Below are 13,311 nucleotides of genomic sequence, written 5' to 3'. Positions count from 1 at the left end.
AGTATTAGCTTATCGTGGGAATACAAAAAACGCCAGACTACAGCTGGCGTTTTATATTGGAATTAATACTGATGCTTATGATTATTTTTTCTTATAAAAGCAGACATAACCTATCGCCAGTATCAGTAACCATAATGGACTCACCATTAATGCCTGCATTGTGTCTTCCTGAAGTGACAGCACATAAATCACACCAATAAAGAATGTAATCACAACATAACAGGTCAATGGTCCACCAGGCAGCTTAAATGTTGATTTTGCATGCAGTTCTGGACGGGTTTTATAGTAGACCAGGTAACTCCACAGAATAATAATCCAGACCAGAATAAACAGAATCGTGGATAATGTGGTTGCCAGCGTAAATGCCTTTACTGTATCGGGTACAAAATACTGTAATGCAGCACCTAACAGCAGACAGACCGCTGAGAAATACAGTGCATTTGCCGGTACTGCACGACGGTTCAGATGACCAAAAGATTTTGGTGCCTGTTCTTCACGGGACAGACCAAACAGCATACGGCTGGTAGAGAATACACCACTGTTCATGGATGACATCACCGAAGACAGCACCACCAGATTCATGATGATTGCTGCTGCTGCAATACCTGCCTGACTGAACAGATTTACAAAGGGACTGATATTTGGATCAATTTTATTCCATGGCGTAACAGACATCACGATCAGCAGTGCCAATACATAGAAGATAATGATACGGACTGGAATTGAGTTGACTGCCTTAGGCAAATTCTTTTCAGGATCTTTAGTTTCCGCAGCGGTTGTACCGACCAGTTCCACCCCGACAAACGCAAAAATCGCAATCTGGAACCCTGCAAGGAAACCATCTGCTCCCGTTGGGAACATCCCACCGTGATTCCACAGATTTGTAAAAGAAGCAACCTGACCTGCATCTGAAGTAAATCCGGTAAAGATCATCCATAAACCAGCAAAAATCAGCACGACAATGGCAATGATCTTGATTAAAGCAAACCAGAACTCCAGCTCACCAAACAGTTTTACTGTCATGAGGTTTAAGCCCATGATAAAAACAATGGCAGCAACACTGATCATGACGCCTTCAACAGGACTGAAAGGGACACCATGGTTAAAGAACTGCAGGTAATAAATAATCGCCGACAGATCTGCAATACCAATCGTGATCCAGCACAACCAGTAAGTCCAGCCGACAAAATACCCTGCCCAGGGACCAATCAGATCAGTTGAAAAATCAATAAATGATTTGTACTGAAGGTTTGAAAGCAGTAATTCGCCCAGCGCACGCATCACGAAAAAAACCATCAGACCAATAATCATATAAATAAACAGAATGGATGGTCCTGCCAGACTGATAGTTTTTCCTGACCCCATAAACAGACCTGTCCCAATTGCACCACCAATGGCAATTAACTGAAGGTGCCGATTGGACAGACTCCGTTTAAGATCCTCACCCTCATCCTGGAGAGTAATATTTTCATTTGACATTATTTAATTCATCTAAGGAATTGATGGCGACAAATTAGCTCAAAACAGTTAAAAATTACAAAACTTTTTTGTGACTATCAATTTTTCCTAACAGATTATTCAAGTTCATTTATTTTTCTTATCTTTTATTATTCATTTATTACTCATTCGGATAATTGACTATTCTGGAAAATCATAATTCCACCGCATTTCTTCTTGTAATCGCCTCTTTTTCTGTGTCATAAATAGTGATCATTCACAAAAAATGAAATGATTTAAAGGTCAGGAAGACCTGTTGTGGCACATGATTTGCTTTTTGCATAGACATCAGCATTAAGCTGCTTTATAAACCGGAATATAAGAAGAACTCATTATGCAAAACATACAAAGTATTATGGAAACCTTAAGTGGATGGGTCTGGGGACCTTATATGCTGGTACTGCTGGTTGGTACCGGTGTATTCCTGACTCTCCGATTAATGTTTCTTCAGTTCAGATTACTGCCATTTGCCTTTAAACAGGTCTTTGGTAAACATAAAAATGCCGACTCAAATGATGGTGACATTTCACACTTTGCTGCACTGATGACAGCACTGTCCGCCACAATCGGAACCGGTAATATTGCAGGTGTTGCAACTGCCTGTGTACTGGGTGGACCCGGTGCTGTGTTCTGGATGTGGATGACTGCACTTGTGGGTATGGCAACCAAGTATGGTGAAGCTGTGCTGGCTGTTAAATATCGTGTCAACAATGAAAGTGGACAAAAATCCGGTGGTCCAATGTACTACATTGAACATGGGCTGAAATGGAAGTGGTTAGCTGTTCTTTTTGCTCTGTTCGGTACAATTGCTTCATTTGGTATTGGCAGTTCTGTTCAGTCCAATACCGTTGCCCTTGCCGTCCAGAACTCCATGGGTATAGAAACCTGGATTACCGGAATTATCATTACTGCTTTTTCCGCACTGGTGATTCTGGGCGGGATCAAATCCATTGCGAAAGCTTCATCCTTTATTGTACCAATCATGGCGATTGGTTATGTACTGGGTGGTCTGGCAATTATTCTGACCAACCTTGAACTTGTTGTTCCTGCACTGAAACTGATCTTTGTCGATGCATTTACAGGTCAGGCAGTCGCTGGTGGTGCAATCGGTGCTGTGATCCGTTACGGTGTAGCCCGTGGCGTGTTTTCCAATGAAGCCGGTATGGGTTCGGCTCCAATTGCTGCTGCTGCTGCAAAAACTGACCACCCTGTGCGCCAGGGTCTGGTCTCCATGACAGGTACTTTCATTGACACTATTATTGTCTGCAGCATTACCGGTATCGTGCTGGTGATGGGATACCTGGTGGCGGGTAATACCTTTGGGACAGAAACAGGCGCTGTACTGACCACACATATTTTTGACCGTCTGCTACCAGGTGTAGGTGGCTGGGTTGTGACCTTCGGTATTATTTTCTTTGCTTATTCGACCATTTTAGGCTGGTGTTACTACGGTGAAAAATGTGCGACTTATCTGCTGGGTGAAAAGTTTGTTCTGATCTACCGTATTATCTATATCGCTACAGTGTTTATTGGCACAGTGGCTACGCTGGATCTGGTGTGGCTGTTTGCCGACACCTTCAATGGCCTGATGGCTGTACCCAACCTGATTGCTTTATTACTGCTGTCAGGGGTTATTGTCAAAGAGACCAAAGACTTCCTGGCAAAAAGGAAATCTGGCGAACTTTACTGATATTTTCCAATCAGAAATTCAATCAGTCACCTTCGGGTGGCTTTTTTATGGGCAGATCATTCAGGTCTGCATGCTGAGGTTTCATTTCAGTTTAAATATTCTGTATGCTGTAGCCTGCTTACCAGACAACCAGACTCAAAAATATGGCCAAAGTCAAAACTGCTTACCGCTGCGAACAGTGTGGAACTGAACATCCAAAATGGTCAGGTCAGTGTTCTGACTGCGGTGAATGGAACTGTCTGACTGAAGTCAGTATTCAACCTGCCATCAGCCATCGTGCTGTTCCTAAAATGGGTGGTGGTTATGCGGGACAGGCTGCTGCCATCACAACGCTCAATAAAATTTCAGTCTCCACTGAAACACGTCTGGCGACTGGTATCGGTGAGTTTGACCGAGTACTGGGTGGCGGTCTTGTGACAGGTTCAGTTGTGCTGATTGGTGGTGACCCAGGTATTGGTAAATCCACCATTCTTTTACAGACTGCAACCTATATGGCTGCTGCCAGCAGTTCAGCGCTGTATGTTACAGGTGAGGAATCACTTTCCCAGGTGGCATTACGTGCCAACAGACTTGATTTACCGACAGATAAACTGAAAGTCATGGCGGAAACCTGTGTGGAACGGATCTGTGAAGTACTTGCACACGAACGTCCGGCAGTTGCCATCCTGGACTCTATTCAGACACTCTATACAGAAACGTTGCAGTCAGCTCCTGGTGGTGTATCGCAGATCCGTGAATCTGCTGCTTTACTGACCCGATTTGCAAAAAACAGCGGCACTGCACTGTTTATTGTTGGTCATGTCACCAAAGAAGGTTCACTTGCAGGTCCTCGTGTACTGGAACATATGGTGGACTGTGTGCTGTATTTTGAAGGACAGGCAGATTCCCGATTCCGTATGATCAGAGCAGTGAAAAACCGCTTTGGTGCTGTCAATGAACTCGGCGTCTTTGGCATGACCGATAAAGGACTGCGCGAAGTTGCCAATCCATCTGCAATTTTCCTCAGTCGTTATGATGAAGCCATTCCAGGTTCGATTGTTATGATCAGTCGTGAAGGTACACGCCCCCTGCTGGTTGAAGTACAGGCACTTGTGGATGATGCGCATGGTCAGCCCCGACGTGTGGCTTTAGGTCTGGAACAGAACCGTCTGAATATGCTGCTTGCGGTAATGCATCGTCATGGCGGTGTACAGACCGCTGGACAGGATGTTTATGTCAATGTCGTGGGTGGACTCAAAATTACTGAAACAGGTTCCGACCTGGCTGTCCTGCTGGCATGTGCATCCAGTCTGCGGGGGAAAGCCCTGCCACAGCAACTGGCTGTATTTGGTGAAGTCGGACTTTCAGGTGAAATACGTCCTGTACCCAATGGACAGGAACGCCTCAAAGAAGCCATTAAGCACGGCTTTAAATATATTATTGTTCCTCGTGGTAACGCACCTCAAAAAGCCATTCCGGGAGTACAGATCATCTCGGTTGCCCGTCTGCACGAAGCACTCACTGAAGCCAGTCAGCTCAGTGATGAACTGAATTAGTGTCAGGAGAGTATTTTTTATTCACCATCTGACCACATGAGAATACAGCAGTTTTATGTGGTCATTTCTACCGAATAACCAAAGCTATTCCCAATATATGAAAATCCTCAACACACCCATTTACATGAGTATTTTCATACAGTTATAACATGCTGATTAAAATTTTAAAAACATGCCGAATATTCGTTATTTTATGTGAATTTCTGGGCAAATAATTCGCAAAGCAATTGAAATTTACCTGAAAAGACTGCATATATATACCTGACATTTTATCTCTATACAGGAAATTTCAATGGAAGTTCGACAGCGCAGCTGGGTTGCAGGTCTTTTGATGGCTACACTGGTCATTGCACCGATGGCTGAAGCAAAACGTGCAGGTGGCGGTAAAAGCCATGGCATGAGCCGTTCAGCGACATCCAGCCAGTCTTATCAACAACCGCGTCAGGCTACGCCTGCTCAGCAGCCAGCTGCTCCTGCTACAGCTCCACAGAAATCAGGTCCTGGTGTAGGTGGTATGGTTGCTGCGGGTGTTGCAGGTGCGGCTATTGGTGCAGTAGCAGCAAATGCCATGGCGGATGACCGTCCTGCCAGTGCTGCTGAAACAGCACAGGAAGAAAAAGGTGGAATCCCCGGATGGATCTGGATTCTTCTTGCAGCAGCTGTCGCCTTCTTCATTTTCCGTAAGTTAGGCGCAAAAAAAAAATTAGCAGCTAACAATCCTTTTGCACCAAACAATGGAGCAAATAATGCTCCGTTTGGTCAGAATGCAGCACCTCGTACTACCAATGGTGACAATACCAATATTTTTGGTCAGTCAGTCGGTGGTTCGAATAATGGTTCAAATGCACCATTCGGTGCTGCGCCTGCGGGTGGAACAGCCTATACCAACAGTGGCAATCAGTTACCTGACGGTACTGAGCCAGCAGCGTTCCTACGTGTAGCACGTCAACGCTTCAACCATATTCAGTCCATGAACACTGCAAGTAACATCAGTGAAATTCAGCGTTATCTGACGCCTGATCTGTATCAGTCCATGTATAACGACATCATGGCAAATCAGGATCAGGACGTAGCAGAGTTTTCCAACCTGAATGCCATGATTGCTGATTCAGCAACTGAAAATGGTCAGTATGTTGTCAGTGTCCGCTTCACTGGAACTGTCAGCGAAGACCTGAACAGTCTGCCTCAGCCTTTTGCTGAAATCTGGCATTTTGTAAAACCTGCGGGTTCAAGCCAGGACTGGCTGGTTGCAGGTATTCAGCAAGCTGCTTAATACAAACATTTCAAGTCAAATAAAAATGGAGCTTAATGCTCCATTTTTATTTGCATACATTCATGAACAATAATCTTTCCGCTGATCCCTGATCAGACTTAAAGCGGCATTCCATGCTGCCTGAATGATCGGTTCAGCAGCATCACTTTCAAACTGCTTCACCGTATATTCACAGACCTCTTTAGATGGCATGTGTAATTCAGCACTGCTCATTGCTTTAATCTGAATCTGACAGGCTCTTTCCAGAAAGTAAATTTCATGAAATGCTCGGGCAACACTGTTTCCCGTCGCGAGTAATCCATGATTGCGTAAAATCATACAGCGGTAATTCCCCATATCCTGAACCAGGCGTTCACGCTCATCTGTCGAAAATGCAATGCCTTCATACTCATGATAAGCAATATTGTTATAAAACTTCAGAGCATGCTGCGATAAAGGCAGCAATCCTTTTTCCTGAGCTGAAACAGCAACACCATCGGCAGTATGTGTATGAATGACACAGTGAATATTATCCTGAGCATGATGTAAGGCTGAATGAATGACAAAACCTGCAACATTGACCATTTTGCCCTGATCATATTTTTCAACAATATTACCTTCATGGTCTATTTTGACCAGATCTGAGGCTTTCATCTGATCAAAAGTGACACCATAACGGTTAATCAGAAAATGTTCAGGCTCACCAGGTACTCTCAGACTGATATGTGTATCAATTAAATCAGTCATGCGGTACCAGGCAATCAAGCGATATAAAGCAGCCAGTTCACAGCGGGCTTGCCATTCTGTTTTACTGATTTTTGCTGGTCGTTTTTTCACAGTACTTTCCTTGTCTGACGCATTATTAAAATTATTTCTTGCCTGCTTATACATTACTGAAAATTTATAAATTATCAAACAGATGCTGATATAAATAAGCCCAACCATTTTTATTTCGGGTTTTTACAACACCCTTGTAATGCGGCTAAGGGCAGCCGAATCAAATGAGAAACGTATCCCTATGCGGTTATTTTCCCATTATCCAGAGATATTCGGGATGCGTTTAAATAAATCAGTTCATCGCAATGATGTGTCACATAAATCATCGGTAGATCCAGCTCGGCCTTAAGACGCTTGAAAAAAGGTAAAATCTGCTGTTTCAAACGGCTGTCCAGACCTGTTAAAGGCTCATCCAACAGTAATAAATCAGGTGAGGACAACAGCGCTCTGCCTATGGAAACCCGCTGTGCTTCACCACCCGACAATTGATGCGCTTTTCTTTGGATCAGTGACTTTAACTCAAGCAAATCCACAATCTGTTCAAAACTGAATTTAGACTCTTTTGTGTTGTCCAGTTTTTCTGCATAACGCAAATTTTGCAGAACATTCATATGTGGAAAAAGCAAGGCATGCTGAAATATCAAAGCAATATTACGTTGATGTACAGGCACCTTAATCTGCTGTTCTGAATCAAATAAAGTCTGATGCTGAAATTTAATCACACCATGCTGTGGCTCCAGCAGTCCAACTAGACATTTTAACAATGTACTTTTACCACTGCCTGAGGCCCCTACAATACCCAGTAATTGCGTCTGCATTTCAAGTTTAACCTGAAGCTCAAAATCTGACATACAGTACTGAAAATCACAATTCAGCATCATCCTATCCTTTTAACTTTTGTTGATATTTTTGTAGAATAAAATAATTAGCGATCAATGCGCCAGATGCCAGAACCAGCGACAGAACAACCAGGCGCATTGCCATTTTTTCACCATCAGGTTGCTGTAAAAATGAATAAATTGCGATGGGAATGGTTCGTGTTTCATCAGGAATATTTCCCACAAAAGTAATGGTCGCACCAAACTCGCCCAGGCTACGGCTGAAACAGAGAATACTGCCAACCACGACCCCAGGAATTGCCAAAGGCAGGCTGATACTGAAAAAAATTTTCCACGGGCTTGCCCCCAGTGAACCTGCAATCTGTTCGAGTTGTTGATTAATCAATTGAAAAGACAAACGAATGGGTTGCACCATCAATGGAAAAGCCACAATCATGGAAGCCAGTACCGCCCCTTTCCAATTAAATGCAAGTTCAATCCCGAGTTGAGTCAGATATTGTCCAATCCAACCATGATTGCCAAATAAAACCAGTAATAAATACCCCATCACCACAGGAGGTAAAACCATGGGCAACTGTAAAACAGCCTCAACCAAAAATTTCAGCCTGAACTCATGACGTGCCAGATACCAGGCCAATGCAATCGCAAAAGGCAAACAGAACAGCGTTGCAAACAGGGCAACTTTAGCTGACAGATACAGCGCACTGAGTTCTTCGGGACTGAACATAATCCATCACTCAAATAGTGGTATCAGCATTTATTGGCTGACTTTAAAGCCATATTTCTGGTAAATTGCTTTAGCCTGAGCACTTGCCCTGACAAATGCTGTAAAGCGTACTGCTTCTGCATTGTGCTCACCCTGTATGGTAAGAGCCAAAGGATAAGTAATGCGATGATGGCTATTTTGTGGAAATGTCCCAATAATTTTGACTTTTTGACTGATCAAAGCATCAGTTTTATAGACAATTCCCACTTCACACTCACCTCTTTCTACAAATGCCAAAGCTGAACGTACATCGTCAGTCCCAACAATGCGCCCCTTTAAACTGTCCAACCAATTGAGTTTAATTAAACTCTGTTTGGCATATTTTCCAACAGGCACAGATTCCATTTGCCCTGTACATAAACGTCCTTTAAAGGCTTGAGCAAAGTTAAAATTTGGTTGTGCTTTGAATGAAATATTCAAGTTTTTCGGGCTGATCACCACCAATTGATTGCTTAATAATGGTTTGACCTGTTGCGCATGAATCATCTGCTTTTTGATTAAATAATTCATCCAGTCCACATCAGCAGAGAAAAACACATCACTTTTTGCGCCTGCTTCAATTTGTTTGGCGAGCGCTGAAGATGCGCTAAAAACAGGGACTATATCTGTTTGAGGATGTTGTTTTTTATAGATCCGGACAATATCCGTCAGTGCATTGGTTAAACTTGCAGCGGCATAGACTTTAACGGTTTCAGCATGACCGAAGCTCACAAAAGAGATCAATCCACTCGCTAAGAGCATTTTGTTAATCATTGAATTTCCTCTTTTATTGTTCATCATCAACAAATTTGAATTAAATAAAAATACCCTGCACGACTTGCCCTGCTTGCATCTGTTCATGTGCTGGAATGCGTACGAGACTATTGGCGTGCATCAAATTACTCAGCATGTGGGATTGTTGTTTGCCTAAACTTTTTACTGTTAAATTTGCCTGTTCAAAATGGACTGACATTCTCAGAAAACGCTCTCGTGTATCCACTTTTAAATCATGACTGAGCCTTGCCTGAAACCATTGCGGGAGCTGTTTTTGACCTTGCAAAGCATTTAATAATGTTGCCGTATAAATCTGCATACCAACATAGACCGCAGCAGGATTGCCCGGTAAACCCAACAAATAACAATGTGTTTGATCAACTTTGGATAGTTCTGCGAAAAACATAGGCTTGCCAGGTTTCTGTTTGATTTTCCAAAAGATCTGTTCAAAGCCTAAATCTAAAGCCACAGGACGAATAAAATCATAATCACCAACAGAAATTCCGCCTGTGGTCAAAATCAGTTGATAATTTTCAGTTAAATCATACAGTAAGGTCTTTACGGCTTCCGCTGTATCTTGCACATGGAAAATATCAACCTGTTGGTTACGCTGTGCAAACCATGCTCGAATCAACGGCGCATTGGCATCAAAAATTTGACCTGATGCAAAGTCCTCTATCGTTTCAACCACTTCATCACCTGTAATCACTACAGCGATTTTAGGATATTGATAAACCTTAACTTGTTGAATGCCTGCCATACTCAAAGCTGCAATTGCCCCAACAGAAAGTTGTTGTCCATGCTCTGCTAGACATTGCCCAATGGCAATTTCTTCACCTGCATCCCTCAGATCAGCATGTTGTTTTAATTGTTCTGTAATTTTAATTTGATTTGAATCAAGTAAATCTACGATTTCCTGCCGTGCAATCGTAGTTGTTCCTACAGGAATTTTTGCACCTGTAAAAATTCGCATAGCTTGACCTTGCCTTAACAATAGACCGGTGGTCTGCCCTGCCCGAATTTCTCCAATCAATTCAAATACAGTATCTGTTTCAATCTCATCGCTTGCACAAATTGCATAACCATCCACCGCACTTTGTGAAAATAAGGGTAAATTGATCTGTGAGTAGACATTTTCAGCCAAATAACAATTTAAAGTCTGTTGTAGTGGAATGCTTTCCACTGATAAAGCTTGGGTTTTTTCTACAATTAATTTTAAAGCTTGATCAACAGAAATTAAGCCATGTTCTACACCACATCCTGACATTATAAATATCCTCCATGATGTGGAATATTATTTTGTACATCAAATAGATGAACTAAAGCAGGTAAAACTGCAGTTAAAGATTCCAGTGCACCCTGACGGCTGCCTGGCAAAGTCATCACCAGACTATTTTCAATATAACCTGCCACGCCACGACTCAACGCAGCATAAGGGGTACGGCGTTGCCCAAAACTGCGAGAAGCTTCCATCAAACCGGGAATTTCACGTTTTAATAAAGGTTGAATGGTTTCTACAGTCAGATCTTTCGGTCCAAGTCCTGTACCACCCACAGTTAAAATCAAGGGATAGTGATTTTTTTGTTGTTCGATTAACGCTAAAAGTTGCTCAGGTGAATCAGCAATGACCTGATAGGCAATATTGCTAAAATTGGCTTCCTGTAAAATCTCCAAAACATTTTGCCCTGCGGTATCCGGCTTTTTGCCTGCGGCAACAGTATCGGACAGTACAATCACCGAAGCCGATAGACTTTCTTTGAGGATGCGAGTGAAATGTGACTTCCCACCTTTTTTCTTTTGTAATTGGATACCATCGAGTAATAAATCCTCTGGTTCACAGTGCGGTTTTAACATATCGTAAAGGGTTAATCCTGCCAGACTCACCGCAGTTAAAGCTTCCATTTCCACACCCGTTGGACCAATAGTTTCTACGGTAGCAATAATTTCGACATGCTTTTCAAACAGTTCATAGTCAACATCAGCTCGATAAATCGGTAAGGGATGACATAATGGAATCAGTTCATCGGTTTTTTTCGCCCCCAAAATCCCTGCAATACGTGCTGTTTTGAGCGCATCGCCTTTTTCAGTATTACCATTGCGTAACAGTTCGATACAATGCGACGGTGCATGTAAAATCCCTGTTGCCACTGCGGTACGGTAACTGTCTGCTTTCATGCCCACATTTTTCATTGCACATTCCTCTATTTCTAATTTTAAAAATCATGCTGTAAATAGTAAAAATACCTTTGAATTTACATCCATTCCTGCTCAGTAAAATCTATACATTCAGTGTCATCTGTATGTTGATGACTATATTCAAAATCATGCTCACAATGATGATGGGAATGTGATTTCATCTGTTCTGAATCAGCATAATCTTTGCGAATACAACACCCTGCAACATATTGACTTGTGCCATCCACATAAAACTCCTCTTTCCATACAGGCACTTCATGTTTTACTCGTTCTACCGCTTCCTCACAGGCAGCAAAGGCTTCACGGCGATGTGCTGCATAGGCAATCGCAATAATGGCTTTTTCACCAATTTCTAATACCCCAACCCGATGAATTACCCGCACATAAGACACGCCGTATTTAAGCTGAATGTCTTGTTCAATTTGACGAATCATTTTTTCTGACACAGGTGCATAAGAGGTATATTTCAGTGCCTGAACGGCTTTGCCCTCATGATGATTGCGTACTGTTCCAATAAACATGCCAATGCCACCACATTCAGGAAAAACCTGAATTGCATCGAAACTCTCTTGGCTTAAAGGTACATTCTGAATGCGTTTAAAATCTTTGGTGGGTGTTTTAACCTGTATATTCATCAACTTAACCCCCTGCTACAGGGGACAATAAAACTAAGGTTGTATCTGTATTCAATAGGCTTCGACGTGGAATAATGTCCTCACCTACCGCACAAGCACAGCGTTCCAACTGCGCAGAAGATTCAGGATATATCCGCACCACATCAGCGAGTACATCACGAATCATCACTTGAGATGAAAATTGCAGATTTAAATCCTGTGGTAGTTGTCGTTCGATTGCACCAAAACACTGCACTTTAACTGTAATCACTTTGGAAATATTGCATTGATCTGACATTTTAACCTCCAATCATATACATGCTAATTTTGCGAGATTCGATATTTTTCGCAGATATTTTAAATGTGGACTCTTCCTGCTGAATCGCATCAAAACCTTTTTTTTTATGCCAAATATATTCCAGCAAAGTGTGATGTAGCTTAATTTTTGCATCACTCTGCTGTGTATTTAATCCTTGAATTTGTGTTTTCAGATCCATGCCTTGCGGTGCAAATAAGCAGTTATAAAACTCTCCTTTTGCAGTTAAACGTAAACGATCACATGTCCCACAAAAAGAATTGGAAATCGTGGAAATAACTCCTATCGGATGACCATTAATTAAATATTGCCGAGCAGGTTCTGAAGATTTTCCCTGTTGGGTTGTAACCTCAAAATCTTGTTTCAATGTATTTAAAATCTCTTGTTCAGTCACGACATGCGCTTTTGACCATTGCGCATCACCATCCAAGGGCATAAATTCGATAAAACGGGCAACACAGTGATTTTGGATTGACCAATGCGCCAAAGGTAGAATTTGATCTTCATTCATGCCTTTAATCAGAACGGCATTGATTTTAATCGGTAATCCAACTTCTTGAGCCTGTTGAATGCCATCAAGTACAGCTTGTAGTTGTTTTTGGGTCAGTTCCAAAAATTGCTCTGCATCTAAACTGTCTAAACTGATATTTAAATCATCGAGTCCCGCTTGTTTTAATGCCGCAGCATATTGCGCTAAATAATGCGCATTGGTCGTCATCGAAACTTTTTTGAGTCCATTTTTTTTCAGTTGTTGTAATGTTGAAATAAAATGCACTACACCTTGGCGCATTAAAGGCTCGCCCCCTGTAATGCGAATATGTTCAATACCACGGCGCACCATAAAATCACAAAATTGATAGAGTTCTTCGAAACTGAGTAAATCCTGTTTTCTCATCCACTGTGGATGTTCAGGCATGCAATAAACACACTTAAAATTACAGCGGTCTGTCACTGAAATTCTCAGTTTGCGCTTTTGGCGACCAAATTGATCCTCAAAGGGACTTGTGCCATTTTGTATATTGCGATGTGATATTGCGTTCATACACAGACTCTTTCGCACTGTTTAAGTTCAGAAT

The 13,311-nt window shown here is 42.2% G+C and carries 13 protein-coding genes; 3 read left to right on the top strand and 10 right to left on the bottom strand.

The window, feature by feature from the left end:
• Window positions 1-81: 81 nt before the first annotated feature.
• Complete coding sequence (locus CDG61_RS06080; RefSeq protein ID WP_087550774.1) at window positions 82-1,479, bottom strand: amino acid permease; 1,398 nt, start codon at window positions 1,477-1,479, stop codon at window positions 82-84.
• A gap of 352 nt (window positions 1,480-1,831) precedes the next feature.
• Between CDG61_RS06080 and CDG61_RS06075 the strand changes: the two genes are divergently transcribed.
• From CDG61_RS06075 to CDG61_RS06065, 3 genes are all read left to right on the top strand, one after another.
• A complete protein-coding gene (locus CDG61_RS06075; protein WP_087550773.1) occupies window positions 1,832-3,187 on the top strand; it encodes an alanine/glycine:cation symporter family protein in 1,356 nt (451 codons plus the stop codon).
• A gap of 143 nt (window positions 3,188-3,330) precedes the next feature.
• On the top strand, window positions 3,331-4,722 hold the full coding sequence (gene radA / locus CDG61_RS06070) for a DNA repair protein RadA (protein WP_087550772.1): 1,392 nt from the start codon (window positions 3,331-3,333) through the stop codon (window positions 4,720-4,722).
• 292 nt (window positions 4,723-5,014) lie between these two features.
• Window positions 5,015-5,995, top strand: coding sequence for a Tim44 domain-containing protein (locus CDG61_RS06065; protein ID WP_087550771.1), 981 nt, complete (start codon window positions 5,015-5,017; stop codon window positions 5,993-5,995).
• A gap of 60 nt (window positions 5,996-6,055) precedes the next feature.
• On the opposite strand, the gene CDG61_RS06060 is transcribed toward CDG61_RS06065, so the two are convergent.
• The 9 genes from CDG61_RS06060 to moaA all read right to left on the bottom strand — a co-directional run bounded on the left by CDG61_RS06060 (window position 6,056) and on the right by moaA (window position 13,277).
• Complete coding sequence (locus tag CDG61_RS06060; RefSeq protein ID WP_087550869.1) at window positions 6,056-6,811, bottom strand: class II aldolase/adducin family protein; 756 nt, start codon at window positions 6,809-6,811, stop codon at window positions 6,056-6,058.
• A gap of 179 nt (window positions 6,812-6,990) precedes the next feature.
• Window positions 6,991-7,629: an ATP-binding cassette domain-containing protein gene (locus tag CDG61_RS06055; protein WP_087550868.1), complete on the bottom strand. Its 639-nt coding sequence runs from the start codon at window positions 7,627-7,629 to the stop codon at window positions 6,991-6,993.
• A 4-nt stretch (window positions 7,630-7,633) separates the two neighbouring features.
• Window positions 7,634-8,317 carry a molybdate ABC transporter permease subunit gene (gene modB / locus CDG61_RS06050; RefSeq protein WP_087550770.1) on the bottom strand — a complete coding sequence of 228 codons (684 nt, stop codon included), beginning with the start codon at window positions 8,315-8,317 and terminating at the stop codon, window positions 7,634-7,636.
• Window positions 8,318-8,347: 30 nt separating this feature from the next.
• The gene (modA, locus tag CDG61_RS06045; protein ID WP_087550769.1) at window positions 8,348-9,109 is read right to left on the bottom strand and encodes a molybdate ABC transporter substrate-binding protein; all 762 of its coding nucleotides are present in this window, start codon (window positions 9,107-9,109) and stop codon (window positions 8,348-8,350) included.
• A gap of 40 nt (window positions 9,110-9,149) precedes the next feature.
• Window positions 9,150-10,376 carry a molybdopterin molybdotransferase MoeA gene (locus CDG61_RS06040; RefSeq protein ID WP_087550768.1) on the bottom strand — a complete coding sequence of 409 codons (1,227 nt, stop codon included), beginning with the start codon at window positions 10,374-10,376 and terminating at the stop codon, window positions 9,150-9,152.
• A complete protein-coding gene (gene moaCB / locus CDG61_RS06035; RefSeq protein WP_087550767.1) occupies window positions 10,376-11,299 on the bottom strand; it encodes a bifunctional molybdenum cofactor biosynthesis protein MoaC/MoaB in 924 nt (307 codons plus the stop codon). The genes CDG61_RS06040 and moaCB overlap by 1 nt, the downstream gene beginning before the upstream one ends.
• Before the next feature lie 62 nt (window positions 11,300-11,361).
• The gene (locus CDG61_RS06030; protein WP_087550766.1) at window positions 11,362-11,940 is read right to left on the bottom strand and encodes a molybdenum cofactor biosynthesis protein MoaE; all 579 of its coding nucleotides are present in this window, start codon (window positions 11,938-11,940) and stop codon (window positions 11,362-11,364) included.
• Window positions 11,941-11,944: 4 nt separating this feature from the next.
• Entirely contained in the window at window positions 11,945-12,217 is a 273-nt protein-coding gene (locus CDG61_RS06025) for a MoaD/ThiS family protein (protein ID WP_087550765.1), read from the bottom strand.
• A gap of 1 nt (window position 12,218) precedes the next feature.
• A complete protein-coding gene (moaA, locus tag CDG61_RS06020) occupies window positions 12,219-13,277 on the bottom strand; it encodes a GTP 3',8-cyclase MoaA (protein ID WP_087550764.1) in 1,059 nt (352 codons plus the stop codon).
• Window positions 13,278-13,311 lie beyond the last annotated feature (34 nt).

The sequence above is a fragment of the Acinetobacter sp. WCHAc010052 genome (genome assembly GCF_002165295.2).
Taxonomy (GTDB): domain Bacteria; phylum Pseudomonadota; class Gammaproteobacteria; order Pseudomonadales; family Moraxellaceae; genus Acinetobacter; species Acinetobacter chinensis.
The sequence above is the reverse complement of the archived record's forward strand: the minus strand, read 5'-3'. Positions and strand labels throughout refer to the sequence as shown.